We start from the raw sequence: 26,367 nt of genomic DNA, 5'->3' as shown, positions 1-26,367 counted from the left end.
TTTTATACTATTTCTAATTCTTCAACCATTACTTCTCCTTTTGCTAAACGCTCTAATGCTTTCTTATATTCAGTTGGCATTACTCGAACAAAGTTCTGTAAGCTGTTGTCCCAATCGGCTAATAATTTTTTACCTAATTCACTATCGGTGTATGACACATGTTTTTCAACCCATTCTTTTAAATCAATAGCATCTTCAGCTAAAATATCTTCAAAATCGATGGTTTCTGTATTACATAAACCGTTTACAAATTTATTTTCTGGATCGTAAACATAAGCAATACCACCACTCATACCTGCAGCGAAATTTCTACCTGTGCTTCCCAGGACAATTACTTTTCCTCCAGTCATGTATTCACAACAATGATCTCCTACACCTTCAACAACTGTTGTAGCTCCAGAGTTTCGTACTGCAAAACGTTCACCTGCAATACCATTGATGTATGCTTCACCTTCAACTGCACCAAATAAACATACATTACCAACAATAATGTTGTCCTCTGCTACGAAATCGGCTTTAGCTGGTTTTTTAATAATTAGTTTTGCTCCTGATAAACCTTTACCTAAATAATCATTAGTGTTTCCTTCAAGGTTGAACGTTAATCCGTGAGCACCAAATGCCCCAAAACTTTGTCCTGCGGAACCTGTAAAATTAATATTCAATGTGTTTTCTGGTAGGCCTAAGTGACCATGTGCTTTAGAAATTTCGTTACTAATAATGGCACCGACAGAACGGTCAATATTATTAATAGGAAATTCTAAAGTAGTAGGTACTTTATTTGCAATTGCTGTTTTTGCATGTTTTAGGATTGTAAAATCTAATACATTATCTAAATTGTGATCTTGCTTTCCTGTATTTTTAACGGTCATTTCATTATAAGCTGCTGGTCTGTGTAAGATTGAAGATAAATCTAATCCTTTTGCTTTATAATGCTTGATTGCTTTATTGGCATTTATTTTATGAGTTTGCCCAATCATTTCAGCCATGGTTCTAAACCCTAACTGTGCCATGATACCTCTTAATTCTTCAGCTATATAATAGAAAAAATTAATAACGTGTTCTGGTGTGCCTTTAAAGTTTTTACGTAACTCTTTATCTTGTGTTGCAATACCAACTGGACAAGTATTTAAATGACACTTACGCATCATGATGCATCCTGAAGCTACTAAAGGTGCGGTTGCAAACCCGAATTCTTCTGCTCCTAAAAGGCAAGCTATAGCAACATCGCGACCTGTTTTTAATTGGCCATCACATTCAACAACAATACGAGAACGTAAATCATTCAATACTAATGTTTGTTGTGCTTCGGCTAAACCAAGTTCCCAAGGAAGACCAGCATGTTTTAAAGATGTTAATGGAGAAGCTCCTGTACCGCCGTCGTAACCAGCAATAAGTACAACATCTGCTTTTGCTTTTGATACACCTGCAGCAATAGTGCCAACACCAACTTCTGAAACTAATTTTACATTAACTCTAGCTTCGCGATTTGCATTCTTTAAATCGTAAATTAACTGAGCTAAATCTTCAATAGAATAAATATCGTGATGTGGTGGTGGCGAAATCAATCCTACAAAAGGTGTTGAATTACGCGCTGCGGCAATCCATGGCAATACTTTTTCGCCAGGTAATTGGCCACCTTCTCCAGGTTTTGCTCCTTGAGCCATTTTTATTTGAATCTCTCTAGCATTTGTTAGATAGTGAGATGTTACTCCAAAACGACCAGAAGCAACTTGTTTAATAGCAGAGTTTCGACTATCTCCGTTTGCATCTGGAATAAAACGCTTTCTGTCTTCTCCACCTTCACCAGAATTAGATTTTCCTCCAATTCGATTCATGGCAATGGCTAAGTTTTCATGTGCTTCTCTTGAAATAGAGCCATAAGACATGGCTCCAGTTTTAAATCGTTTTACGATATCGGTCCAAGGTTCTACTTCATCTAAAGGAATCGGGTCTAAATTATCAAATTCAAATAAACCACGAATAGTCATTAAGTTTTCAGCTTGGTCATTAACTGCTTTTGCGTAAACGTTATAACTGTCTTGATCACTCAATCTAACAGCTTGCTGTAATTTAGAAACTGTAGTTGGGTTAAACAAGTGACGTTCACCATTACGTCTCCATCTATAATCTCCGCCAATATTTAAACCTAAACGTTTATCTATGTACGTATCTGGATATGCATATTTATAACGTTCTGTAATTTCTTTTTCAATTTCATATAAGCCAATACCTTCAATTCTTGAAGCTGTATATGGAAAATATTTTTCTACAAATTGCGAGTTGAAACCTACAATTTCAAATATTTGAGAACCTCTGTACGAGTGTAACGTTGAGATTCCTATTTTGTTCATGACTTTTAATATACCTTTTCCGATAGCTTTATTGAAGTTGTCAACCGCTTTTTGCTCATCTATACCAGTAATGAAGCCATCTTTAACTTGCATTCTGATAATTTCGTTTACCATATAAGGATTAATAGCACTTGCACCATAGCCAAATAAGGTAGCAAAATGATGAGGTTCACGAGGTTCTGCTGATTCGATAATAATATCGAAATAAGAACGCTTACGTAAACGATTCATTTGGTGGTTTACATAAGAACAAGCTAATAAAGATGGAATAGGAGCAAATTCTTTATTTACACCTCTATCTGATAAGATAATGATGTTGGTGCCTCTTAATAAAGCTTTTTCTATTTGTACTATAATATCTTCTAAAGCATCTTCAAGTCCGTTAAGACCTTTTTCTTTAGGATATAACATTTCAATAGTTTCGGCTTTAAAACTTTCTACTGAAATACTTCTGATTTTTTCTAAATCGGCATTAGAGATAACAGGGTTTTGAATTTTTAATTTTCTACACTGTCTTTCAGTAATGCTAAAAATATTCCTGTCTTTTCCTAATGATAAACTAATATCGGTTACAATTTCCTCACGAATACCATCTAAAGGCGGATTGGTAACTTGAGCGAACAATTGTTTAAAGTAATTTGAAATTAATTGTGGTCTATCTGATAAAACAGCCAAAGGCGTATCTATTCCCATAGAGCCTAAAGCTTCTTTGCCAACAATAGCCATTGGAGTAATTACTTCTTGAATATCTTCAAAAGTATAATTAAATAAACGTTGTCTTGTTTTTATATCGATAGTTTCGATAGGACAAGTTTCATTGTTATAAGGAATGTCTTTTAAATGCAATCTTGTTTTATCTAACCATTCTTGATATGGTCTTTCTGAAACAATTTTACTTTTAATTTCTTCATCTTCAATAATGCGTCCTTGGTTCATGTCCACAAGAAACATTCTTCCTGGCTCTAAACGACCATGACTTTCAACATCCTCAGGAGCAACTTCTACTACACCTATTTCTGAAGACATAATTAATTTGCCACTTTTTGTAACGGTGTATCTTGAAGGGCGTAAACCGTTACGGTCTAATAATGCTCCAATATAATCGCCATCTGTAAACGGTACAGAAGCTGGACCATCCCATGGTTCCATAAGGCAAGCATTATATTCGTAGAATGCTTTACGCTCTTTAGACATGGTTTTGTGTTTTTCCCATGCTTCAGGAATCATCATCATCATCACTTCAGGTAATGAACGTCCTGTATGTGTTAGTAATTCCACAACCATATCCATTGATGCAGAATCTGATTTTCCTGGTAAAATGATTGGGAATAATTTATCTATTTGAGGGCCAAAGACATCACTTTTCATAATCTCTTCACGAACACGCATTCTACTTACGTTTCCACGCAAAGTGTTAATCTCTCCATTTTGACACATAAAACGGAATGGCTGAGCCAATTCCCATGCAGGCATTGTGTTTGTTGAGAAACGTTGGTGTACTAAGGCTAAACGTGTTACTAAATCTTCTTGCTGTAAATCTGTAAAGTAAGGCCCAATATCTTCGGGCATAATTATACCTTTATATATTAAGGTTGTGTTTGATAAACTTGGTAAGTAGAAATAATCGCTTTGCGACATTTTAGACGTTCTAATAGTATGCTCTGTAATTTTACGAGCGGCATACAATTTAGCTTTAAAAGTAGCTTCATCAATAGCGTCTGTTTTTCCAATAAATATTTGTTCAATATTTGGTTCAGATGCTAAAGCTATTTCTCCTAATTGTGATGAGTCTACTGGAACTTCTCTCCATCCTAAAATAGAAAGTCCCTGTGCTTTAATTTCTTTTTCGAAAATATCTTTGCAGAACTGATATTGGTTTTCAACTTTAGGTAAAAAAACCATACCTACAGCATATTCTCTTTGTGTAGGGATATTAAATTCGCAAACGCGTTTAAAATAATCATGAGGAATATCAATCAATAAACCAGCGCCATCACCTGTTTTTCCATCAGCACTTACCCCACCACGGTGCTCTAATTTTACTAGAATTTCTAAGGCATCGTGTATAATTTGATTTGTTTTCTCTCCTTTGAGATTACAAATAAAACCTGCACCACAGTTTTCATGTTCGAATTCTGGTAAATAAAGTCCTTGTTTCTTAATCATAATCAACAATAAATTAATTTAAAAACTTGAGTTGAAAAGCTAAGATACGTGCTAAGGTTTGAATTACAATAGGGTGCTTTTCATTATTTCGATTTTAGAAGTCAATAGGTTATAAAAATATTTATATATCAATATTACACTCCTTGTATTAATAAATATTCAAACTGTAAATTTTTATTAATAAATACATATATCTGAATTTATTGTAGGGATTTATGAGGTAAATGAGAATTATAGCGTAAAAACCTAGAAAAAACTGACAATTATTCAATTAATCTTGTTAGTAATTTTTCATAATTTCAATTTATAAACTTAATACCCTCAAAAAAATAGGGTTAAAATTAAAATATCAATAAAAATAACTCAAATACCCCTGTTTTTTTTAGGGGTTAAAAATATTTACCATAGTTTAGCCCTGTTCTTAAGGAAAATTAGATCTAGAATTTTAAAAATCAAAATAAAAACTAACTCAAAAAGATCTAAGAAATTAAATAACTTAAAAATTAACAATGATGAAAAAAATTATTACACTTTCAATGTTTTTTGTAGCAACGGCTTTGTTTGCACAAGAAGAAGCTAAAAAATTAACAATTAGTGGTAGCGTTGACGCTTATTACCAAACTAATTTATCGTCTACCGATAAGGCTATTGTACCTGTATTGGATGACAACGATGTTCCAACTGGAGAGTTTGTTCCTCAATCTTTCGGAACGTCTTTTGCTAACGAAACAGGATTTGCTTTAGGTATGGCAAATATTATTCTTTCTTATGAAGGAGAAAAATCTGGAGTTGTTGCTGATGTGGTTTTTGGGCCAAGAGGAGATGATGCAATAGGGGGCTACAACCTTAATCAATTGTATGCTTACTGGAATGTTTCTGAAGGAACAACTTTAACAATGGGTCGTTTTAATACGTATTTAGGGTATGAAGTGATTTCTCCAACAGGTAATTTTAACTACAGCACTTCTTATTTATTCTCTAACGGACCATTTTCTCATGTTGGTTTAAAAGCTGATTTTACTTTGGGTGAAGATTTTAGTTTAATGTTAGCTGTTATGAATCCTACAGATGTTAATAATAACTTAGTTGGAGGTTATGCTCTAGGAGCCCAATTAGGTTATGCAGGTCAATTCTTAAATTTCTACTTTGATGATAATGAGGTATTGGGTTTTGAGATAGATTATACTGGTGGATTTGATTTGTCTGAAGATTTCTTTTTAGGAATTAATGGTGCTTACCAAACTAGTGATGATGCTGGGTTTTACGGTGTAGCATTATACCCTCAACTAGCAACTTGTGATTCTTTTTCTTTAGGATTAAGAGGAGAGCTTTTTGGACGCCATGCTAAAGATGGTAGCGATTTACCTAGCGTATTTGCTGCAACATTAACAGGTAGTTATTCTTTAGAGAACTTAACTATTAAGCCTGAGGTAAGATTAGATTCTTGGAGTAATGCTATGCCTTACTTTGATTCTGACTTAGCTGCAACTGAAAGCTTAGCAGCATTTACTTTAGCAGCTATCTACTCATTCTAATAAAAAAATATAAACATCTCCATAGCAATATGGAGGTGTTTTAATTCTAATAACTAATCAATTAACACATATATAATATGAAAAAAATTGAAGCAATAATAAGAAAGTCCAAGTATAGCACTGTTAGAGATGCACTACATAATGTTGGCGTAAATTTTTTCTCTTACTGGGATGTAACTGGTTTAGGAAATGAAAAAGAAGGTCATGTTTATAGAGGTGTATCATATAGTACAAGTGATATTCAACGTAGACATTTATCAATCGTTGTAAACGACGATTTTGAAGAAATTACCATTAAAACGCTTCTTGAAGCAGCTAGTACTGGTGAAGTTGGAGATGGTAAAGTATTCGTATCAGATGTTAACGAAGTTTATAGAATAAGAACAGGAGAAAAGGGTGGAGACACTTTAAAATAATAACAATAAAATAATTTAAATTATGGAAGGATTATTTACAGCTAATAACGTATGGATGATGATCTGTACTGCACTCGTTTTCTTTATGCATACAGGATTTGCATTTTTAGAAATTGGGTTAACAAGACAAAAAAATACAATCAATATTTTATTTAAAAATATTTTTATAATTACTGTTGGGTTGCTACTTTATTATTTGGTAGGATTTAACATGATGTACCCTGGTTTTGCAGAAGATTCTTCAGGATTTTTTGGTTTTGCAGGATTTGGTATAGCACCTCCTGAAAATGGAATGACGCCTGATTACGCTGATGGCGGTTACACATGGTGGACAGATTTCTTATTTCAAGGTATGTTTGCTGCAACTGCTGCAACAATTGTTTCTGGAGCCGTTGCTGAGCGTATGAAAATAGGTGCGTTTATGATATTTACAGTGCTTTATGTTGGATTAGTTTATCCAATAGCAGGTTCTTGGAAATGGGGTGGTGGATTCTTAGATCAACTAGGGTTTTATGATTTTGCAGGTTCTACACTAGTACACTCTGTTGGAGGATGGGCCGCTTTAGTAGCAGTTTATTTATTAGGTTCTAGAATTGGTAAGTTTAAAGAAGGAAAGCCACAAGCTATACCTGGTCATAGCATTCCGCTAGCAACTGCAGGTGTTTTAATCTTATGGTTAGGATGGTTTGGATTTAATGGAGGGTCTGTTCTTTCTGCCGATCCAGAATTAACTTCATTAACTTTAGTTACTACTTGTTTAGCTGCTGCTTCAGGTGGTGTAATTGCGGCTCTAGTATCTTTTCTAAAATATAAGAATTTAGATTTAACCATGTTCTTAAATGGTATTTTAGGTGGTTTAGTAGGAATTACTGCTGGGGCTGATGTTATGACTCCTGAAAGCGCTATTATAATTGGTGGTATTGCCGGTGCACTTATTGTATTTGCAGTTAGCTTTATTGATGCTATTAAATTAGATGATCCAGTTGGTGCTATTGCAGTGCATTTAGCGTGTGGTATTTGGGGAACTTTAGCTGTTGGAATATTTTCAACTAATCCAGATCACAATTTTATGGCACAATTAACGGGTGTAGCTTGTTATGCAGTATTTTGTATTGTAACATCATTTATCATCATTTTCACACTTAAGAAAACGATTGGTATTAGAGTTTCAGAAAGAGAAGAATTAGAAGGATTAGATGCACATGAGCATGGTATGGATGCATATCCAGATTTCAGGTTAAATGAGCATTAATAACTAAAAAATAGTTTGGTTTAATTAGTGTTAAAAGGATGTCTTACATTTTGTAGGGCATCCTTTTTTGTTTGATATCTGGATATATTTAGGGCGATAACTTAAAATGTTGCAAATATTTTTTACTTTTATATAAAAGATTAATAACCTTATTATCATGAAAAAAATAGAAGCTATTATTAGAAAGTCAAAGTTTACAGAAGTTAAAGAAAGCCTTCATAATGCTGGGGTTAATTTTTTTTCCTACTGGGATGTTACAGGAATAGGAAACGAAAAGGAGGGGCATGTGTATAGAGGTGTATCATATAGCACCAGTGATATTCAACGTAGGTATCTCTCTATTGTAGTAAATGACGGTTTTGAAGATATAACCGTTAAAACACTTCTGGAAGCAGCAAGCACAGGAGATGTAGGAGATGGTAAAATATTTGTATCAGACATTAAAGAATGTTACAGAATACGAACCGGAGAAAAAGGGCAAGATGCTATAAATTAAAAATAGAGCTTTAACGGCATAAAAAAACGCTTATTCCATAAATGCAGAATAAGCGTTTTTTTTATGATTCAAATATTTATACTCTAATTATGCAGAGTTTCTACTAGCATTAATATTACCAAATAAAGAACGCGTTACAATTTTTTCGTAAATTACTTTATCAGGATTATCAGCCGGAACTCCTTGCTTTTCTAGCTCTTGTATTTTTTTAAGTGCGTATTGCTGAATGGTTAATAATGGTAAAACTATAGATTCTCTAACTTCAATTGAAGCTTTTCCAGAGGGTTCGTTTTCCATTAATTCAGCGTAACCTGTTAGTTTCAACAATAATCTTTTAGTGATTTTGTATTCTTCAAAAATGATGTTCCAAAAATCTCCAAACTCTTCGTCTTTAGACATGTATTTTGTTAAATCGAAGAATGATTTAGTTAAAGACATCATACTGTTTTCTAAAAGTGTTTTAAAGAATTTAGAGTTTTTGTAAAGGTCTTCAACCTTATTCCATTCACCTTTATCTTCGTATACTTTTAATGCTGTACCAACGCCATAAAAACCAGGAACGTTTTGTTTTAACTGACTCCAAGAGCCTACAAAAGGAATGGCTCTTAAATCTGAAAACACTAATTTATCTGATGTTCCTCTTTTAGAAGGTCTACTACCAATATTGGTTTTTGCGTAATATTTTAAAGTACTCATACGCTCCAAATATGGAATAAACATGGGATGGCTTTTAAAGTCTTTATAGGTTTCATAACTTGTTTCAGCAAGATTATTCATTACCTTTCTGTCTTCATTTGATAAACGATTCTTTTCTCCATCAATTCTATTCTTTATACCAGAACTGATTAATTGCTCTAAGTTGTATTGTGAAGAATCATTTGTTCCAAAATTAGAACTTACCGTTTGTCCTTGGATAGTTATCTGTACTTCTTTATCCTCGATAGTTGGTCCTAAAGAAGAGTAGAAGTTATGTGTTTTTCCACCACCACGCGCAGGAGGTCCACCACGGCCATCAAAGAATATAACGGTAATATCATATTTTCTAGACATTTCAGTTAGTAATTCTTTAGCTTTATAAATCCCCCAGTTTGCCATTAAGTACCCACCATCTTTTGTTCCGTCAGAGAACCCTAGCATAATGTGTTGCTTATTGCCTCTAGCTCTTAAATGAGCCATATATTTTGGGTTTAGGTATAATTGTTCCATAACCCCTGGAGCATTTTCTAAATCAGGAATGGTTTCAAATAGTGGTGCTACATCAACTGTTAAATTATCTTTAAAAGCAACCATTTTTAACATAGCAAAAAGTTGCATTACATTAAGTGCTGTTTGGTTGTTACTAATGATATATCGGTTAGCACCGCGTTCACCATTACTTTTTTGAATATCTTTTATTATAGCTATGGTTTTTAAGGTATTTCTAACCATTTCATCTTCAAAAACATCTAAATCTCTAATATCATCAGTGGCTTTAGATAGTATTTCAACTTGTTCAGCTTCTGATAAATCATGATAATTATTTGGGAAAGATGAGTGTCCTGTTTCAATTAAATGGTCTATGACTGTTGTAAATACGTTGTGGTGTATTCTACTGTCTTGTCTTATATCTAAAGAAGCAAATCTGTAATCAAAAAGGTGAACTCTATTTATTAAGTTATTAATCTCATTTACGTATAAGGACTGGTGTTGATCAACAATAACATCTCTTATGCTTAAAAGTTCTGTTCTTAGTTCTTTTGCGGTAATTGCTTTTTTTGTTTTTAAGTTAATGCTGTAATCGTACATAATGGTTTCAAGACGAATAATACGCTCTTCAACACCTTTAAATGTTAACTTTCTTCTTAAGTTTTTTAAATCTTGATAATACTTTTTAAGAATAGATTTTTTTAATTTTTTAGCAACTTTTAAAGTGGTTTCTGGTTTTACAAATGGGTTTCCATCACGATCTCCACCAGGCCAGAATCCAATATTTATAATGTCGTTGTGTTTTTTACCATCATCATAAATATTAGTTTGAATGTAATTATAAATATCACCAAACGATTGATAAAATACATTTTCAAGATACCACATTAAACTTTTAGCCTCTTGGTATGGAGTTGGTTTCTTTTGTTTGAAAAAAGGCGTTTTTCCTAACTGACCAAAAAGATTGTTTATTTCTGTTAAATCGTTTCTTTTAATAGCATCGGTAAGATCTGTAATAATACCTAAAACTGAACCTGGGTAAAATTGTGTTGGATGCGCAGTTAAAACAATACGTACTTTAAATTCTTCAAGAAATTCTTTAAGTTCTTCTAACTTTCCTTCAGAACTTGAAGTGCCTTTAAGGTTTCTTAAAGTACCTACACCCTCCATGTTATTTACTACAGGAAAAGCGGCATCTTCAATAGCATCAAATAAAACAACTTGTCTTTCTATGTATTGAATAAATCTGAATAATAAGTTTATTTGACTTTCCTTATTCCTTCGCGCTTGGTATTTTGAGAAAAATGTTTCTACTATTGTTGTTGGATTGTCACCTCTTTTAAACCCTTTTTCACAAGTTTCATGAAATAAAGGCAGTAAAACACCTGTTTTGGTTACGGCATCAAAAGGTAATGTCATAAATATACTATTGTATATCTGATATTTTGATAAAACACTTTGATTGAATCTAGTTAATTTTGGCTCTACGGACATATATCTTTCTGTTGAAGAATTTAACGATAAAAATAGTGAAGCTTTGATTAAGGAGCATAGTCATATTAAAGTTTTATCAATTTTTGTTGTTTAGCGAACTCTTATTATGAATAATGAAAAAAAGAGTAGTTATCTCTGAATTTTTCTAATGAATTTAGTGTGAAAAAGGTGTTATTTTATTTTAATCGCAGTATTCAATACTTCAGAGTATGATATTTATCATATTCTAAACTTGCTGGCCATGATATCTTTGTAGGTTAATACCGTTCAAAAATTAAATGGTGTAAAATTATAAATATGAAAAAAGCACATTCGTTTCACATTCCAGTAATGGGTATTGGTTTTACAATCGATACGCCTTTAAAAGTGGCACAATATGGTATGGATTCAGTAATTTCTTTAGTTGATGATATTCTTTTAGAGAAATTAAGAAAAATGTATAGTGAAAAATTTGAAGTTCCCTACAGTGAAATTACGGATAAAATTGATGATTTTAGAGCAAAAAGAATAACATCTTATTTAAATTTAATAAGTGATTTAGCAGATAAAAAATTTGAGTCATTAAAAAATATTACTGCCGAGAAAAGCGATGAGCTTTGGGCATATATCAATATGCTTCCTTCTAATTCTAAAATAAAGGCAGAGTTTAAGAAATTAACATCAAAAGATTTTAATTTTTCTGATGTTAAAGAATGGGCTGTAAATAACTTAACAATGGGAAATATTGATGTAAATATTATGACCAAAGTTGATAAAGATAATTACAAGAAAGATGAAAAGTTAGCTATTAAATACAATGATGCTCATGCCGCTTTACGAGGTTTTGCAGAAAGCAAATTGAATTCTTCTGTCGTTCTTTCAGCAGGGTTAAATCCAAGGTTATATAGTTATATGGGGCAATTTGATGATTTTTATCCAGATGAAAACGGGTACATCAAAAAGCGAATCATTTTAAAAGTAAGTGATTATAGGTCGGCCTTAATTCAAGGGCGATTTTTAGCTAAAAAAGGTTTATGGGTTTCAGAATATAGAATTGAATCTGGGCTAAATTGTGGAGGGCATGCCTTTGCTACAGAAGGTTTTTTGTTAGGCCCAGTTCTGGAAGAGTTTAAAGAAAATAGAGAAGTGCTACGAGAGACAATACAATCTGTTTTTGAACATGAAATTAAAAATCAAAACAGGGTTATACCAAAAGAGCCTTTATCTATAGAAATTACAGCTCAGGGTGGTGTTGGAACTCAAGAAGAACATAGCTTTTTGTTAGAACATTATAATTTAGATTCAGTAGGTTGGGGAAGTCCATTTTTATTGGTTCCTGAAGCCACTACAGTTGATGATAAAACATTACAAAAATTAGCAAAAGCCAAAGAAGAAGATTTGTATTTAAGTGATATCTCTCCATTAGGTGTGCCGTTTAATAATTTAAAGGGTAATACTAAAGATGTTGAAAAACAAAGATTGATGGATAAAAATAGACCAGGGAGTTCTTGTCCTAAAAAATTTGTGGCCATGAATAAAGAGTTTAAAGAGAAAGGTATTTGTACAGCCTCTAGAGAATTTCAATATCTAAAAATAAAAGAACTAGATGAAAAAGGATTGCCCCCAGATTTGTACCAAAAAGCGGTTGATAAGATCACAGAAAAATCTTGTACCTGTGTGGGGCTTGGGACATCTGCTTTATTAAAATATAATTTAGATACAAAAACTGAGGGCGAAGGTGTTTCCATTTGCCCAGGGCCTAATATGGCTTATTATTCTAAAATTATGAGTCTTCAAAATATTACAGACCATATTTATGGAAGAGCAAATATGGTGTCAAATGCAGACCGTCCAAACCTATTTGTTAAAGAATTACATATTTATATAGATTTCTTAAAAAATAAATTGGAGGATGCTAAAATTTCCATGAACAAAAAAGAAGAAAAGTATTTGAAAGCCTTTACTCAGAATATGAAAATAGGTGTTTTGTACTATCAAAATTTATTTAATGGGTTCAAGCATACATTTGAAGATATTAAAATAAGTGTTTTAAATGAATTAGAAAAAAGCGAAACAGTTTTGAATCAAATTCAAATGGATATTCAGAATTTAGCTATTAAAGCTTAATATTGTCGTTTCAATGTTATAGTTTTAGCAATTATTCTGAAGATTTTTTAAAATGGATTTAGTAAAAGAAATACAACGCCTTAAAAAAGAAAAGAACGCCGTTATTTTAGCACATTATTATCAAGTACCAGAAATACAAGATATCGCAGATTATGTGGGAGACAGTTTAGGTTTATCACAAAAAGCAGCAGAAACAGATGCCGATATTATTGTATTTGCAGGGGTACATTTTATGGCAGAAACGGCTAAAATATTAAATCCAACCAAAACAGTTGTATTACCAGATTTGGAAGCAGGGTGTTCATTGGCAGATTCGTGCCCTCCTGATGCTTTTGAAGAATTTACTAAAGCACATCCAAATCATGTAGTGATTACTTATGTAAATTGTTCTGCAGAAATTAAAGCTTTAAGCGATATTGTTTGTACCTCTTCAAATGCTTTAAAAATTGTAGAATCTATTCCAAAGGAAACACCAATTATATTTGCGCCAGACAGAAATTTAGGTAAATATATTATTAATGAAACAGGCAGAGACATGTTGCTTTGGGATGGTAGTTGTATTGTTCATGAAGCATTCTCTATGGATAAATTGATAGAGCTTCATAAAAAATATCCAGATTATAAAATTATAGCTCACCCAGAATCAGAAACACATATTTTAGATACCGCTACTTATATTGGGTCTACTTCCGGAATGATAAATTATGTAAAAGAGCATCAAGACCAAAAATTTATTGTAGCAACCGAAGCTGGTATTTTGCACAAAATGCAACAAGAAATGCCTAACACAGAATTGGTTCCAGCACCCGCAAAAGAAGATAATACATGTGCTTGTAGTGAATGTCATTTCATGAAAATGAACACGCTTCAAAAATTATATGATTGCTTACTTAATGAGTCGCCACAAATTAATGTTGAAGAAGCTATACAAGAACGCGCTTTATTACCTATTGAACGTATGTTAGAGTTGTCAAAATAATATGGTAACAACTGATTATTTAGTTATAGGTTCAGGCGTTGCAGGGTTAACATTTGCTGTTAAAATAGCAGAAAAGTTTCCTGATAGAAACGTAGTAATCGTTACCAAAGCAAGCGAAGACGAATCAAATACTAAATACGCTCAAGGCGGTGTGGCAATTGTTATAAACAAAGAAGAAGATTCTTTTAAAAAACATATAAAAGATACTATAATAGCTGGAGATGGTCTTTGTGAAGATGCTGTTGTTGAAATGGTGGTTAAAGAAGGTCCAGACCGATTAGAAGAATTATTGCTTTGGGGCGCAAATTTTGATGTGAACGACTCTGGTAAATTTGATTTAGGTAAAGAAGGAGGGCACTCGGAATACAGAATAATACATCATAAAGATATAACAGGTTACGAAATTGAAAGAGCCTTATTACATAGGACACATCAGTTATCAAATATCACTTTACTACCATATCATTTTGCAATCGATTTAATAACAAATCATCATTTAGAGCATCAAAAACCTAAAAAAGATGCCTGCTACGGTGCTTATGTTTTAAATCAAGAAACAGGAGAAATATTTACTGTAAAAGCGAATAGTACATTGTTGGCTTCTGGAGGTATTGGTTGTGTTTATGGGCATACTACAAATCCGGTAATAGCTACTGGCGATGGTATTGCTATGGCATATAGAGCCAAAGCACGTATTAAAGATATGGAGTTTGTACAGTTTCATCCTTCTGCATTATATGAAGCAAAAGGAGAATCTTCTTTTTTAATATCTGAAGCTGTAAGAGGTTTTGGAGCCTACTTAAGAAATAAGAAGGGATATCGATTTATGCCTGATTATGATGAACGTGCAGAGTTGGCTTCACGCGATATTGTATCTCAAAGCATTGATAGCGAATTGAAAAAATCTGGTGAGCCTAATGTTTATTTAGACTGCACACATTTAGATATCGATACTTTTAAAAAGCACTTTCCAAATATTTATAAAAAATGTTTAGAACATCATATTGATATAAAAACCGATTGGATTCCTGTAATTCCTGCATCTCATTATTTATGTGGTGGTGTAGTAGTAGATAAAAAAGGAAATACAACTATCGATAATTTGTTTGCCTGTGGAGAGTGTTCTAGAACGGGGCTGCATGGTGCCAATAGATTAGCTTCAAATTCCTTATTAGAAGCGTTGGTATACGCACACAATATTTTTAGGTCGCTTTCTAAAAATGATAATAAGTCTTTAAATATTAATATTCCAGATTGGAATGATGAAGGAACTGTTATTCCTGAAGAGTACGTATTAATTCAACACAATTTAAAGCAATTACAAGCATTAATGCGTGATTATGTTGGTATTGTTAGAAGCAATAAACGTTTAAAACGCGCTATAAAGCATTTAGATTTACTATATAATGAAGTAGAAGATTTATATAAAGAATCAAAAATAACCACATCGCTTTGTGAACTTAGAAACATGATTAATGTAGCGCATTTAATTATCAATCAATCTTTAGCTAGAACAGAAAATAAGGGTGGCTATTTTAATATTGATAATGTAAAATAATAAACGAGATTCTTAAAAAGAGTCTCGTTTAAAAAACATTTTGGACAAAAAAGATTCTATTTACCCAACATCAACAATTCACCACATACAATTTCTGTGATATAGCGTTTATTCCCATCTTTATCGTCATAACTTCTTGAAGTTAATTTACCCTCAATAGCAATCTCTTTGCCTTTAGTTACATATTTTTCAATAATTTGTGCTGTCTTTCCCCATGCCACGATATTATGCCATTGTGTATCTGTTATTTTTTCACCTTTATTATTGGTGTAGCTTTCGTTTGTAGCAATATTAAACTTTGCTAATGTTTTTCCTGATTCAAGATTGATGATTTCAGGATCGTTTCCTAAGTTACCAATCAACTGTACTTTGTTTCTAAGTGTGTTCATAATTTTAAATTTTAATTGTTAAACAGTTAATACTATCGAGTTCTTATGTTTCGACACTGCAAATATGTGATACTTTAAAAGTTTTAATCGGTTAGTAAACGTTTGTGTTCGTTTGTAAATAATTGTAGTCGTTTAAATCGTTTTAATTGTAAGTTATAATTAAAAAGTTTAATTCATGTAAAATGCATATATTTATAAAAAATGAAAATTATGACGGCATCTATATACAACAAGGGACAAACAAATAAAATAGAATCTCGCACTTAGAAACGTGCTTTTTTTTGAAGAATGTAAGACGTTTAAAACTTTCCTTTGACCACCGCTAAATCAGTAATTCCCAGAAACAAGCATCTTGCTAGATAAACTCTCACTTATCAATGAGCGTATTATTCCTTTGTTTTAGGCTTAGGAACGGAAGCCTTTAATACGTCGTCTAAAGAGGTGTTGATTTTTAACTTATCGTTGTACTCTTTTGGTTTTTCTTCTTTGTTCATGATGTAAATATAATGTAAATTTGTAGTTATATTTACACAAAACTCATATATGGATAAAACATATAATATATATATTGATGAAAGTTGTCATTTAGAAAATGACGATTCAGAAGTAATGTGTATTGGGTATACAAAAGTTTCACAAGATAATTACGAGGATTTGAAGAGGGTTTTAAAATCCATTAAGTTTACTCATAGAAACCCTATGGAATTTAAGTGGAACAAACTTTCTATGTCAAGATGGGATTTATACAAAGAATTGGTAGATTTCTTTTTTAGAAGTGATATTGAATTTAGGAGCGTTCTAATAAAGAAAAAGAAAAATTTAGGTAGTGCTAGATATAATAGAGAAGACCAAAACAGTTACTATTATAAAACACTAAAGATTTTACTTAATGATAAGTCATCTCACGATAGTGATATTTACAGGGTGTATCTCGATGTTAAAGACACAAGAGGGAAGACGAGACTTGATTTATTAGAAAAAGAATTAAATATAATTTACAATAACAATCCTCCTTTTAAGCACTTTCAGCATATCCATTCAAATGAAAGTGAGTTTTTACAACTTACAGATTTTTTTATTGGTGCAATATGCTACAAAGCAAGAAAAGAACACTTAAAAGACAATGCTTCTCCTGTAAAAAAGAAGATTATTGATTATATAGAGGATGTTTCTGGATATCTGTTGGATGATGGCACTGAGCCTTGGGATACTAAGTTTTTTATTCATGATTTTCAAATAAAACCTATTTCAAATGATTGATTTAGATGATTTGGATTATCTATTTGATGATTTAGATGAAACAAAACCTACAAAAAAACAGATTGCCCAGATGTATGAAATATATAGGGATGATTTTGTGAATGATTATGTTGAAGTTGATGGACGCAAAATTACTTTAAAGCCACAAAAATCATGGGTTAAAGGATTTGAAGGTATGCCTGAAACATTCGTTCATCTAATAACAAGAGAACAAACTTATGGTAGGCCAAGAGTTTTTGATAAGGATAGGGCTAATAAAATGCATTGGACGAAGTGCGTTTTAGCACAAAGGGATAGTGAAAAGATTTTATATTTCGAGAAGAAAGATAAAGGATATTTAAAAAAACACTATTGGTTTAAAGAAAAAAACTTTGTTGTTATTTTAAAACCAGTTAGTAAAGATTTACTTTTAGTTACTGCATTTCATGTAGGTAAAACAAAAAATAAAGATTTTGAATGGGACTATAATACTTATAATGAAAGTTTATTGTAAAAAAAAACCCCATTTCGGTGAATGAGGTCCACATTTACGGTTCTGTGGGCAACCACGTCCTTTACACTTTGTGTATTGACAGTACAAATATACAACTATTTCGGCGAAAAAACTAACAAGAAAATGATGAAATGTATTAAAAATCAGTTGAAATACATAAATTTAACTTTTTTAACATATTTACTAACAACTTTATAAACATTCAATCGACGAAATACATTGTACTTTATTAAGTAGTTAGTCGTTTATAAGTTAATATACTTTCACTATCAACCAAAAACTTCTCGAAACGCTCCTGACTAGATAAGTCTCTAGTATTAAAACGTGAACTATATTCATCTAAAAACGCTCTAAATGCTTTTCGCTTACTTGGTGGTAAACACCGTATAAATCACGTTTCAAAACACACCAAAATTTTCAATAGTATTTTGTATGAACAGAACAGATAAAAAAGTATATGTCTATGGTGGAGGTTTTAATCGTTTGTAAACGGATAATTTTTACTAAATTTAATATCTAAAATTAATGGGCTTGTCCCTCAATGTATATAAGTGCCAAAAATGAAAATTATGACTAAAGTTTGTTTAGAATGTAGTGAGAAATTAGTAGGCAGAAGTGATAAAAAATTCTGTAGTGATTATTGCAGAAATGCTTATAATAACACCATTAATAAAGATTCTAAAAACCTGATTCGTAATATAAATAATAGGCTAAGAAAAAATTGGAGAATTTTAGAAACTTTAAACCCCAAACAAAAAACAAAAACAACAAGAACAAAACTTATTCAAAACGGTTTCGATTTTAATTATTTCACAAGTATTTATACCACTAAAGCAGGTACTATTTATTACTTTATTTACGATCAGGGATATTTACCTTTAGAGAACGATTTTTATGCGCTTGTAAAAAGGGAGTAATTTTACTGTAACTTTTTTGCTAAGCGTTATACTTATAAGTGTTACCAAAAAACTTTTAAACTAAAAAAATGAGTTCACCATTTATTGTTGTTATAGCCATTAGTGTTTTTGCTATAATTGCTTTTCTGATTTATTTTTATAGCCCCAAAACAATTATTTTAAGACGACTTAAGAATCTTCAAAGTCAACGCATAGGAAGTTTAAAAACCAAAACGTATTCTAAAATTGAAGGTAAGGCCTTAAATATTGAAGATCCATTAATAGCACCTTTAAGTAAACGCAAATGTGTTTTTTATAAAATGCAGATTCAAAAAAAAGTGAGTTCTGGTAAAAACTCAAGATGGAAAACAATTGTTAGTGAAGAACGTATTCAAGATTTTTTTATTGAACAAACAGGCGAGCGTATTGTTGTTCTACCTATCAAAACACCTAAAGACTATTATGACTATTTAGTAACCGATAAAAAAGCAAGTTCGAGTTTGTTTAAAGAACTCACTCCAGAATTTGCATCGCTTTTAAAAGTACATAATATTAAAACTGATAATTTATTTGGTTTTAACAAACAGCTACGTTATAAAGAGGCAATTGTAGAAGTTGGAGAACGCATTATAGTTGCTGGGTATGTTAACTGGGTAAAGTTAGAAAACCCAGTTAAGGATTATAATTATTCAAGTATTGCTTCGGTTACCGCAAAAGGAAAAGATAAAATATTGATAACAGATAGCCCAGATGCTTTAAAACCAAAACATGGGCGTGTATAAAAAAAGAAAAGCTTTTGATTACAAATGAATCAAAAGCTTTTTAATAAGTTAATGATAGACTTTATTTTATTTCCAGTTTTGTCCTTTTAATTTCATAGCGGCTTTTAGTATATCCATCTGGCTTATTTGCCCCACTAATTTTCCGTTTTCAACAATGGGAAAACGGCGTCTAGGACTTTCAGCAAATAGACTCGCAGCATCAAAAATATTCATATTACCATCAATAGTATCCACATCTTTAGTGATGTATTTTTCAATGGTCATATCTTGCATTGGCATATTATAATAACGACTTTCACTAATTTGTTTTATACAATCACTCTCAGAAATTATTCCAATTAATTCACTTCGGTTATTAATTACTGGACCTCCAGAAATTCGATTTTTAATTAATGATTGCATAACATTCTCAATAGTTTGTTCCGGAGTAAACGTTATTAAATCCCTTGTCATATAATCATTAACTGTTAAAAGGGTATCATCTTCATCATTTCCCTGTTGTCTCCTAGCCCCTTGAAAACTCTTTATTCCCATAGTTTTTAAATTTTAAAGTAATTTTAAATATACTTATTATTTTTTAGATTTCCTAAAAAGAAAAATTTAACATGAATAAAGAAATGTATTTGATTTAGGTTTTTTTAATTCAAATTAGTGAGACACAGAAACATAAGTTAATGCAGACAATTCAACTAAAAAAATAATTGAAGTTAGAACTATTCATTAAGGCTTTTCTATAGATCGGTTATCAAATTCAACTTTTTTGTTCATTTGAAAACTTAAATTGGAGAACGCTACTAAAAATTCTTTTATACTGTCAAGAAGTTCTTCTTTGCTAGTTGTCGTTAAGTTTGATAAACTTTCAAGTTTAAGAAGCTTAGTTTCTAAAACTAAAATTCTAGAGTTAATAGATTCCGACTTTAAGGGTGCAGGAATATTTTGTTTTAATTCTTTTAAAAGTAACTGAATAACTTTCTCATTATCCTTAAAATAAACTAAATCTCCCTTTTTTATATTAGTAATAATCTCTTCTAATTGAACGTATTCTTGCCAATCTTCAATAATATCTTCAGTTTTAAAATCTAAAATATATTCAACATACTTTAAATTAGAAATATCTGTCTCAGCTATCTCATGACTCTTATTTTGTTCAATTTGGTTTTCGGAAACGTCTTCTTGAGTTTTTTTACAAGCCGAAAATAAAATTAGAAAACTTAAAAGTGTTAAGATTTTAATATGCATTATGATTCATTTAAAATAATGTGGTACAAATATATAGTAATTGTTTATTTTTTAATCAATTAATAAAAAATGAAATTAATAATATTTTACATTATAAATGAAGTATTATCAATAAGAACTTATTATTTTTGAATTATCTCTATAAAAAAGCAGTTTAATGAGCTCAAAAATATTAATAATTGGTGCTGGTGGGCAAATTGGTTCAGAATTAACATATAAGCTAAGGCAGATGTATGGTGAGGAAAATGTAATTGCTACGGATATTAATCGAAATAATTCAGACCTAGTAAATTCTGGAACTTTTAAAACTTTAGATGCAAAAGATTATGAAGGCGTAAAAAAATGTGTTGAAATGTACAATATTGATACGGTGTACTTAATGGCCGCCATGTTAAGTGCAACTGGGGAGAAATTTCCAGAAGAAGCATGGAATTTAAACATGGATTCTTTATTTCATGTCTTGAATTTAGCAAAAGATAAGATTATTAAAAAAATATTTTGGCCATCAAGTATTGCGGTTTTTGGACCAACAACACCAACAGAGTACACACCCCAATACACGACAATGGAGCCTACAACTGTTTATGGTATTACCAAACAAGTAGGAGAGCGTTGGTGTGAATATTATTTTAATAAATACAATGTTGATGTGAGGAGTATTCGTTACCCAGGAATTATAAGCTGGAAAACCATGCCAGGCGGAGGTACCACAGATTATGCTGTTGAAATATACCACGAAGCCGTAAAAACAAAACAATATAAGTGCTTCTTAAAAGAGGACACCGAGTTGCCTATGATGTTTATGGACGATGCCATAAAAGCAACCATAAATATTATGATGGCTAGAGCAAAAGATATAAAAATTAGGTCGTCATACAATATGGCGGCTATAAGTTTTACACCAAAAGAAGTTGCAGAATCTATAAAAAAACACATCCCTGAGTTTGAAATTAATTATGCGCCAGATTACAGGCAGGATATTGCCAATAGCTGGCCAAAAAGTATTAACGACTCTTATGCGAGGCAAGATTGGAAGTGGAAACATTCGTTTTTATTAGAAGACATTACAGAGGAAATGCTTTTTCAGTTAGGTAAAAAATATAGCACTATTTTAAAAACGTCTCAATAATTGTATATTTGGTCAGCCCCGATTAACCCTAAATATTAATTAGTATGCTAGAAAATTTTTGGTTTAATGTAGAATATGGTATTAATCATGTACTAGATATTAATGCCTACGACCATGTTTTATTTCTCATTGTTTTAACAGTGTCGTATGTTTTTAAAGACTGGAAGCGCGTACTATTACTAGTGTCTCTATTTACTTTAGGGCACACACTCTCTTTGGTGTTGGCAGCCTACAATGTAGTAAGCGTAAACGCTACCATAGTAGAATTTTTAATACCTATTACCATTTTAATTGTTGCACTTTTTAATGTGTTTACTTCTGGTAAAGGCGCACAACGCGAAAAAGTAGGCATCCTGTTTTTATCAACACTATTTTTTGGTTTAGTACACGGCTTAGGCTTTGCCCGCGAATTCCAGATGCTTTTGGGTGATACAGATAACAAACTAATATTACTTTTAGAATTCGCTTTAGGTATAGAAATAGCTCAGGTTATCATTGTATTTGTCGTTCTATTTTTAGGCTATGTTGTGCAAACTATTTTCAGATTTACAAAACGCGATTGGATTATGATAATATCAGCCATTGTAGTAGGTTTGGTTATACCCATGATATTGAATAGCGATTTTTTAACTTAACGTATTAGTTTTTTAATTTCTTTTAAAAAGAAGAAAATCTGTGTTTGGGCGTTACCACAAGGGTCGGGCTATACGTTGCAAGTCCTCGCTCGTGCCTCGCTGTGGGCTATCCACTGCTATCCCTAACGCACACCCGAACAACCAAATAAACTTTCGTAAAACTTTAACGAATTCACGTTGTAATTAAAATACTAACCCAGTATATTCGTTATTTAGTTTTTGCGTTAAGGATTGTAGAGAAAATCCTTTTGCTTTTTTGCAAAAGATTGAAACGTAAAGCCTGACCCGAATTGTAATAAAGCTAAAAGCTTACGTGAATTTTAAATGAGGGTAACGCCCAAATAAATAAAATTAATGCCAGACAACAAACAGTTAAAATATGATAAGGCGTATCTGCGTATAGCGCAAGAATGGGGTAAGCTTTCGTATTGTAAACGCAAGCAAGTAGGTGCCATTATCGTTAAGGATAGGATGATAATTTCTGATGGTTATAATGGTACACCTTCGGGTTTCGAGAATTTTTGTGAAGACGAAGAGGGTTACACCAAATGGTATGTTTTGCATGCAGAGGCTAATGCTATTTTAAAAGTAGCCGCATCTACACAATCCTGCAAAGGTGCTACGCTTTATATAACCATGTCGCCATGTAAGGAGTGTAGTAAATTAATTCACCAAGCTGGTATTGTAAAAGTGGTTTATAATAACGCATATAAAGATGATTCTGGATTGAAATTTCTAGAAAAAGCAGGAATAGAATTGGAACTTATTGAAGATTTAAAAGCATAATGCCATATCAAAAAAAATATTTACCATTAGTTTTAGGTGTTGCTATCGCAGCCGGTATTTTTATTGGCGGAAAGTTAGATTTTAACGATTCATCAGACCGATTATTTTCTACAAATAGCAAAAAAGATAAACTCAACAGACTAATAGATTACATCGAGTATGATTATGTTGATGATATTGATACAGATAGTATTGTTGATGTTACCGTAAATGGTATTTTAGAAAACCTAGATCCGCACTCGGTTTACATTCCTAAAAAGGATATGGCTCGTGTTGCCGAAGAAATGAAAGGTGATTTTGTTGGTATTGGCGTGAGTTTTTACACTTATAAAGATACTATAGCGGTTATTCGTGCTATAGAAAACGGGCCAAGTGCAAAAGCAGGTATTAAAGGTGGTGATAGAATTATTATGGCCAATGGCGATTCTTTATATGGAAGCCATTTAAAAGATGGCGAAATTATTAAGAAATTAAAAGGCGCCATAAATTCTAAAGTGAAGTTAAAAGTATATAGAAGAGGTGAACCTAAACTTTTGGATTTTACAGTAAAGCGAGGAGAAATTCCTATTAAAAGTGTTGATGCAGCTTATATGTTAACGGAAAAATTAGGTTATATAAAGATTAACCGTTTTGCAGAATCTACGTACAAAGAATTTAAAGCAGGTATTGAAAAGTTAGAGGCTTTAGGTGCTACCGAAGTTGCTTTAGATTTACGAGATAACCCTGGTGGATTTTTAGGTATTGCAGAACAAATTGTAGATGAGTTTCTTGAAGATGACAAGCTTATTTTGTTTACAAAAAATAAAAGAGGTGATGTCGAAAAAAGTTTTGCTACAAGCAAAGGTGATTTTGAAAAAGGTAAAGTATATGTGCTTATTGATGAAAACTCGGCATCGGCAAGTGAGATTGTTGCAGGTGCATTACAAGATAACGATAAAGGGACTATTGTTGGAAGGCGTTCTTATGGGAAGGGACTCGTACAGCGCGAAATGGATTTAGGCGATGGTAGTGCGGTGCGCTTAACGGTATCTCGTTATTACACCCCAACAGGACGTTCAATTCAGCGCCCATATACTAACGGTAATAAAGATTATTACGATGAGTATTTGGATAGGTTAAATAGCGGAGAACTTTTAGATCCAGAAAAAATAAAAGTAGATGACTCGTTAAAATTTACTACGCCTAAGGGCAAAATTGTTTACGGCGGCGGCGGTATAATTCCTGATGTTTTTGTGCCTATTGATAATAGTATGCAAAACGAAACTTTATCCTTTTTACAGCGTCGAGGGTTTTTTGGAAATTTTGTATTTGAAGAGTTAGAAAAAGACCGACATCTTTATGATAATACAACAAGACAAGATTTTATAGACTCCTTTGAAGTAGGAGACGACTTAGTTTTTGCTTTTCAAGATTATTTAAACTTACGTACAGATTCTAAAGTTACTTTTGTGGCCTATCATAATGAAGTAAAACAATACATAAAAGCCACGCTTGCCGATCAGCTTTTTGGTATTGGCGCTTTTGAGGAAGTTTTCAATCAGAGAGATATTATGATTGATGAGGTTATTAAGTTGAGTGATGGGAATGAATTAGACTAAATATCAATTTTATCATGCACTTTAGTATGTTTTCCACCATTCCAAAGCGTTAAAATATCAGTTGCCACATGCGCACCACTACCAGAGGCCATTGAAAACTGACTGCGCCACCCAGCTAAAGTACCAGTAACATATAAATTTTTTTCAATAAGGTGGTCTGTGTTTTTTAACCAAATACGATGCTTTTCAATAGCGGCTCTTGGGTGTGGTTCAATGTATTGTTCTAAACCTTTTATGGTCATTAAATTGGTGTATCCAACAGCAATTATCACAATTTTAGATTGATACGTATTTTTGTTTGTTCTAACTTCAAAATAATTATCACTTTTTGAAACCTCTAAAACTTTTTCATTTTTAATTTGTTCAATATGAGGATATAAATTTGAAAGCTGTTTTTTTCCGTTTTCTAAAATAGAAGTGCCAGTAGTTCCTGGAGCTAATCCTAAAACATTATTGAATAAAGCCGTTTGTAAATGAGATGTTTTTTGATGCGTAATAATACCAATAACTTTGTTTGTAGCAAAGGCTTTTGGTTTAGCAGAACCTAAAACCAGTGCGCAAGACATACCTGCTGCACCACCACCAATAATTAAAGCATCATACATAATTATTAAAAAAAAGTATTCTTCGAGGTTTTGCCTCGGGGTTATCATTGAAATTATTATTCCCTTAAAAGCGAGAATCTAAAATAAAGAATTTTACTGTTACCCTTTTTAAGTAAAATTTCAATTTTTTTATTTGCGTCCTTTTACTTTTTCCTCAATACGTTTTGAGGTTCTTAAAATAGCCATCATAACTATTACACAAAGTGAAGCTAAAATGGTAATTATAGCAATAATACTATCGCCCTCAAAAGGAGCATCAAAATTAACTTGAGTAAAATTAAAAATGATTAAACCTAAAGCAATTACACTAAGAATTATGGTAAAAATTTTCATATTTTTTTAATGTTTTTAGATGGTGTTTTTTGCCAAATGCAATTATTGGCTTTATACTATGTCAAACAATGCTTTTATATTGTGTGCAAATAACTTTACAGCAATAGCCAATAAAATAACACCGAATACCTTTCGGACAATGTTAATACCATTTGCACCTAGAAAACGTTCAATTCTAGAAGATGTTTTAAGTACTATGTAAATAATAATTACATTCATTAAAACAGCAACAATAATGTTTTCTATGCTAAACTCTGCTCTTAAAGATAATAAAGTTGTTAAACTTCCTGGTCCAGCAATAAGCGGAAATGCTAAAGGAAAAACAGCAGTTGTCATGGAAGTGTTTTCGTCCTGTTTGTAAAGTGTAATACCTAAAATCATCTCTAAGGCTATAAAAAATAAAATAAAAGCACCTGCTACAGCAAATGAGTTTACATCAATACCAATAAGATTCAATATGCTTTTGCCTAAAAATAGAAATATAATCAAAATAATTCCTGCTATTAAAGAGGCTTTTTCACTTTGAATATGCCCAGCTTTTTTTCTTAAATCAATTACAATTGGGATATTACCAACAATATCTATTACTGCAAACAATACCATGAAAACTGTGAATATTTCTTTAAAATTGAACTGCATAATTAGAACATTTTATATTAGAAAAAGGTCTTGCAAATTTTTGTA

General features: G+C 31.9%; 23 protein-coding genes. 15 read left to right on the top strand and 8 right to left on the bottom strand.

The genetic code is table 11. The annotated features are described in order from the left end of the window. Window positions 1–2: 2 nt before the first annotated feature. The gene (gene gltB / locus Q0870_RS00890; protein WP_298550205.1) at window positions 3–4,517 is read right to left on the bottom strand and encodes a glutamate synthase large subunit; all 4,515 of its coding nucleotides are present in this window, start codon (window positions 4,515–4,517) and stop codon (window positions 3–5) included. Between the two features lie 512 nt (window positions 4,518–5,029). Here gltB and Q0870_RS00885 point away from each other — a divergent pair. The 4 genes from Q0870_RS00885 (at window position 5,030) to Q0870_RS00870 (ending at window position 8,216) form a co-directional block, all read left to right on the top strand. Then, window positions 5,030–6,052: an outer membrane beta-barrel protein gene (locus tag Q0870_RS00885; protein WP_298550612.1), complete on the top strand. Its 1,023-nt coding sequence runs from the start codon at window positions 5,030–5,032 to the stop codon at window positions 6,050–6,052. A 77-nt stretch (window positions 6,053–6,129) separates the two neighbouring features. Further along, window positions 6,130–6,468, top strand: a complete 339-nt coding sequence (locus Q0870_RS00880; protein ID WP_298550204.1) for a P-II family nitrogen regulator — start codon at window positions 6,130–6,132, stop codon at window positions 6,466–6,468. A gap of 22 nt (window positions 6,469–6,490) precedes the next feature. Continuing rightward, window positions 6,491–7,720, top strand: coding sequence for an ammonium transporter (amt, locus tag Q0870_RS00875; protein WP_298550202.1), 1,230 nt, complete (start codon window positions 6,491–6,493; stop codon window positions 7,718–7,720). A gap of 157 nt (window positions 7,721–7,877) precedes the next feature. Continuing rightward, window positions 7,878–8,216: a P-II family nitrogen regulator gene (locus tag Q0870_RS00870; RefSeq protein WP_298550200.1), complete on the top strand. Its 339-nt coding sequence runs from the start codon at window positions 7,878–7,880 to the stop codon at window positions 8,214–8,216. Between the two features lie 87 nt (window positions 8,217–8,303). On the opposite strand, the gene Q0870_RS00865 is transcribed toward Q0870_RS00870, so the two are convergent. Then, a complete protein-coding gene (locus Q0870_RS00865) occupies window positions 8,304–10,895 on the bottom strand; it encodes a phosphoenolpyruvate carboxylase (RefSeq protein WP_298550198.1) in 2,592 nt (863 codons plus the stop codon). A gap of 297 nt (window positions 10,896–11,192) precedes the next feature. On the opposite strand from Q0870_RS00865, the gene Q0870_RS00860 reads away from it, so the two are divergent. Genes Q0870_RS00860 through nadB form a run of 3 tightly spaced genes read left to right on the top strand, consistent with a single transcriptional unit; the run spans window position 11,193 to window position 15,538 of the window. Beyond that, complete coding sequence (locus tag Q0870_RS00860; protein WP_298550196.1) at window positions 11,193–13,001, top strand: hypothetical protein; 1,809 nt, start codon at window positions 11,193–11,195, stop codon at window positions 12,999–13,001. A 52-nt stretch (window positions 13,002–13,053) separates the two neighbouring features. After that, the gene (nadA, locus tag Q0870_RS00855) at window positions 13,054–13,980 is read left to right on the top strand and encodes a quinolinate synthase NadA (protein WP_298550194.1); all 927 of its coding nucleotides are present in this window, start codon (window positions 13,054–13,056) and stop codon (window positions 13,978–13,980) included. Window position 13,981: 1 nt separating this feature from the next. Continuing rightward, a complete protein-coding gene (gene nadB / locus Q0870_RS00850) occupies window positions 13,982–15,538 on the top strand; it encodes an L-aspartate oxidase (protein WP_298550192.1) in 1,557 nt (518 codons plus the stop codon). A gap of 56 nt (window positions 15,539–15,594) precedes the next feature. On the opposite strand, the gene ssb is transcribed toward nadB, so the two are convergent. Further along, complete coding sequence (ssb, locus tag Q0870_RS00845) at window positions 15,595–15,927, bottom strand: single-stranded DNA-binding protein (protein ID WP_298550190.1); 333 nt, start codon at window positions 15,925–15,927, stop codon at window positions 15,595–15,597. A 543-nt stretch (window positions 15,928–16,470) separates the two neighbouring features. Between ssb and Q0870_RS00840 the strand changes: the two genes are divergently transcribed. The 4 genes from Q0870_RS00840 (at window position 16,471) to Q0870_RS00825 (ending at window position 19,358) form a co-directional block, all read left to right on the top strand. Beyond that, window positions 16,471–17,187, top strand: coding sequence for a DUF3800 domain-containing protein (locus tag Q0870_RS00840; protein WP_298550188.1), 717 nt, complete (start codon window positions 16,471–16,473; stop codon window positions 17,185–17,187). Next, a complete protein-coding gene (locus Q0870_RS00835) occupies window positions 17,180–17,680 on the top strand; it encodes a hypothetical protein (protein ID WP_298550186.1) in 501 nt (166 codons plus the stop codon). Before Q0870_RS00840 ends, Q0870_RS00835 begins: the two co-directional genes overlap by 8 nt. 569 nt (window positions 17,681–18,249) lie before the next feature. After that, window positions 18,250–18,597 carry a hypothetical protein gene (locus tag Q0870_RS00830; RefSeq protein WP_298550184.1) on the top strand — a complete coding sequence of 116 codons (348 nt, stop codon included), beginning with the start codon at window positions 18,250–18,252 and terminating at the stop codon, window positions 18,595–18,597. Window positions 18,598–18,665: 68 nt separating this feature from the next. Next, window positions 18,666–19,358: a hypothetical protein gene (locus Q0870_RS00825; protein WP_298550182.1), complete on the top strand. Its 693-nt coding sequence runs from the start codon at window positions 18,666–18,668 to the stop codon at window positions 19,356–19,358. Between the two features lie 66 nt (window positions 19,359–19,424). Here the strand turns inward: Q0870_RS00825 and Q0870_RS00820 are convergent, their stop codons facing one another. Together Q0870_RS00820 and Q0870_RS00815 are read right to left on the bottom strand one after the other, a co-directional pair. After that, the gene (locus Q0870_RS00820) at window positions 19,425–19,892 is read right to left on the bottom strand and encodes a CBS domain-containing protein (protein WP_298550180.1); all 468 of its coding nucleotides are present in this window, start codon (window positions 19,890–19,892) and stop codon (window positions 19,425–19,427) included. A 186-nt stretch (window positions 19,893–20,078) separates the two neighbouring features. Continuing rightward, on the bottom strand, window positions 20,079–20,597 hold the full coding sequence (locus Q0870_RS00815; RefSeq protein ID WP_298550178.1) for a hypothetical protein: 519 nt from the start codon (window positions 20,595–20,597) through the stop codon (window positions 20,079–20,081). Window positions 20,598–20,754: 157 nt separating this feature from the next. Here Q0870_RS00815 and Q0870_RS00810 point away from each other — a divergent pair, with 157 nt between their 5' ends. The 4 genes from Q0870_RS00810 to Q0870_RS00795 all read left to right on the top strand — a co-directional run bounded on the left by Q0870_RS00810 (window position 20,755) and on the right by Q0870_RS00795 (window position 24,745). Next, on the top strand, window positions 20,755–21,726 hold the full coding sequence (locus tag Q0870_RS00810; RefSeq protein WP_298550176.1) for an NAD-dependent epimerase/dehydratase family protein: 972 nt from the start codon (window positions 20,755–20,757) through the stop codon (window positions 21,724–21,726). Window positions 21,727–21,770: 44 nt separating this feature from the next. Beyond that, window positions 21,771–22,361 carry a HupE/UreJ family protein gene (locus Q0870_RS00805; RefSeq protein WP_298550175.1) on the top strand — a complete coding sequence of 197 codons (591 nt, stop codon included), beginning with the start codon at window positions 21,771–21,773 and terminating at the stop codon, window positions 22,359–22,361. A gap of 354 nt (window positions 22,362–22,715) precedes the next feature. Continuing rightward, entirely contained in the window at window positions 22,716–23,147 is a 432-nt protein-coding gene (locus Q0870_RS00800; protein ID WP_298550174.1) for a dCMP deaminase family protein, read from the top strand. Continuing rightward, complete coding sequence (locus tag Q0870_RS00795; protein ID WP_298550173.1) at window positions 23,147–24,745, top strand: S41 family peptidase; 1,599 nt, start codon at window positions 23,147–23,149, stop codon at window positions 24,743–24,745. The genes Q0870_RS00800 and Q0870_RS00795 overlap by 1 nt, the downstream gene beginning before the upstream one ends. On the opposite strand, the gene Q0870_RS00790 is transcribed toward Q0870_RS00795, so the two are convergent. The 3 genes from Q0870_RS00790 to Q0870_RS00780 form a co-directional block, all read right to left on the bottom strand. After that, entirely contained in the window at window positions 24,742–25,350 is a 609-nt protein-coding gene (locus Q0870_RS00790) for an NAD(P)/FAD-dependent oxidoreductase (protein ID WP_298550610.1), read from the bottom strand. The genes Q0870_RS00795 and Q0870_RS00790 overlap by 4 nt on opposite strands. Before the next feature lie 129 nt (window positions 25,351–25,479). Continuing rightward, window positions 25,480–25,683, bottom strand: a complete 204-nt coding sequence (locus Q0870_RS00785; RefSeq protein WP_298550172.1) for a hypothetical protein — start codon at window positions 25,681–25,683, stop codon at window positions 25,480–25,482. Between the two features lie 51 nt (window positions 25,684–25,734). Next, complete coding sequence (locus Q0870_RS00780; protein WP_298550171.1) at window positions 25,735–26,322, bottom strand: MarC family protein; 588 nt, start codon at window positions 26,320–26,322, stop codon at window positions 25,735–25,737. Window positions 26,323–26,367: the final 45 nt, after the last annotated feature.

The sequence above is a fragment of the uncultured Algibacter sp. genome, assembly GCF_947487575.1.
Lineage (GTDB): Bacteria > Bacteroidota > Bacteroidia > Flavobacteriales > Flavobacteriaceae > Algibacter_B.
This window is presented reverse-complemented; position numbering and strand designations above follow the sequence as displayed.

Coding starts and splice junctions, on each gene's coding strand:
- gltB (WP_298550205.1), bottom strand. CDS start 4,517: ATGATTAAGAAACAAGGACTTTATTTACCAGAATTCGAACATGAAAAC.
- Q0870_RS00885 (WP_298550612.1), top strand. CDS start 5,030: ATGAAAAAAATTATTACACTTTCAATGTTTTTTGTAGCAACGGCTTTG.
- Q0870_RS00880 (WP_298550204.1), top strand. CDS start 6,130: ATGAAAAAAATTGAAGCAATAATAAGAAAGTCCAAGTATAGCACTGTT.
- amt (WP_298550202.1), top strand. CDS start 6,491: ATGGAAGGATTATTTACAGCTAATAACGTATGGATGATGATCTGTACT.
- Q0870_RS00870 (WP_298550200.1), top strand. CDS start 7,878: ATGAAAAAAATAGAAGCTATTATTAGAAAGTCAAAGTTTACAGAAGTT.
- Q0870_RS00865 (WP_298550198.1), bottom strand. CDS start 10,895: ATGTCCGTAGAGCCAAAATTAACTAGATTCAATCAAAGTGTTTTATCA.
- Q0870_RS00860 (WP_298550196.1), top strand. CDS start 11,193: ATGAAAAAAGCACATTCGTTTCACATTCCAGTAATGGGTATTGGTTTT.
- nadA (WP_298550194.1), top strand. CDS start 13,054: ATGGATTTAGTAAAAGAAATACAACGCCTTAAAAAAGAAAAGAACGCC.
- nadB (WP_298550192.1), top strand. CDS start 13,982: ATGGTAACAACTGATTATTTAGTTATAGGTTCAGGCGTTGCAGGGTTA.
- ssb (WP_298550190.1), bottom strand. CDS start 15,927: ATGAACACACTTAGAAACAAAGTACAGTTGATTGGTAACTTAGGAAAC.
- Q0870_RS00840 (WP_298550188.1), top strand. CDS start 16,471: ATGGATAAAACATATAATATATATATTGATGAAAGTTGTCATTTAGAA.
- Q0870_RS00835 (WP_298550186.1), top strand. CDS start 17,180: ATGATTGATTTAGATGATTTGGATTATCTATTTGATGATTTAGATGAA.
- Q0870_RS00830 (WP_298550184.1), top strand. CDS start 18,250: ATGACTAAAGTTTGTTTAGAATGTAGTGAGAAATTAGTAGGCAGAAGT.
- Q0870_RS00825 (WP_298550182.1), top strand. CDS start 18,666: ATGAGTTCACCATTTATTGTTGTTATAGCCATTAGTGTTTTTGCTATA.
- Q0870_RS00820 (WP_298550180.1), bottom strand. CDS start 19,892: ATGGGAATAAAGAGTTTTCAAGGGGCTAGGAGACAACAGGGAAATGAT.
- Q0870_RS00815 (WP_298550178.1), bottom strand. CDS start 20,597: ATGCATATTAAAATCTTAACACTTTTAAGTTTTCTAATTTTATTTTCG.
- Q0870_RS00810 (WP_298550176.1), top strand. CDS start 20,755: ATGAGCTCAAAAATATTAATAATTGGTGCTGGTGGGCAAATTGGTTCA.
- Q0870_RS00805 (WP_298550175.1), top strand. CDS start 21,771: ATGCTAGAAAATTTTTGGTTTAATGTAGAATATGGTATTAATCATGTA.
- Q0870_RS00800 (WP_298550174.1), top strand. CDS start 22,716: ATGCCAGACAACAAACAGTTAAAATATGATAAGGCGTATCTGCGTATA.
- Q0870_RS00795 (WP_298550173.1), top strand. CDS start 23,147: ATGCCATATCAAAAAAAATATTTACCATTAGTTTTAGGTGTTGCTATC.
- Q0870_RS00790 (WP_298550610.1), bottom strand. CDS start 25,350: ATGTATGATGCTTTAATTATTGGTGGTGGTGCAGCAGGTATGTCTTGC.
- Q0870_RS00785 (WP_298550172.1), bottom strand. CDS start 25,683: ATGAAAATTTTTACCATAATTCTTAGTGTAATTGCTTTAGGTTTAATC.
- Q0870_RS00780 (WP_298550171.1), bottom strand. CDS start 26,322: ATGCAGTTCAATTTTAAAGAAATATTCACAGTTTTCATGGTATTGTTT.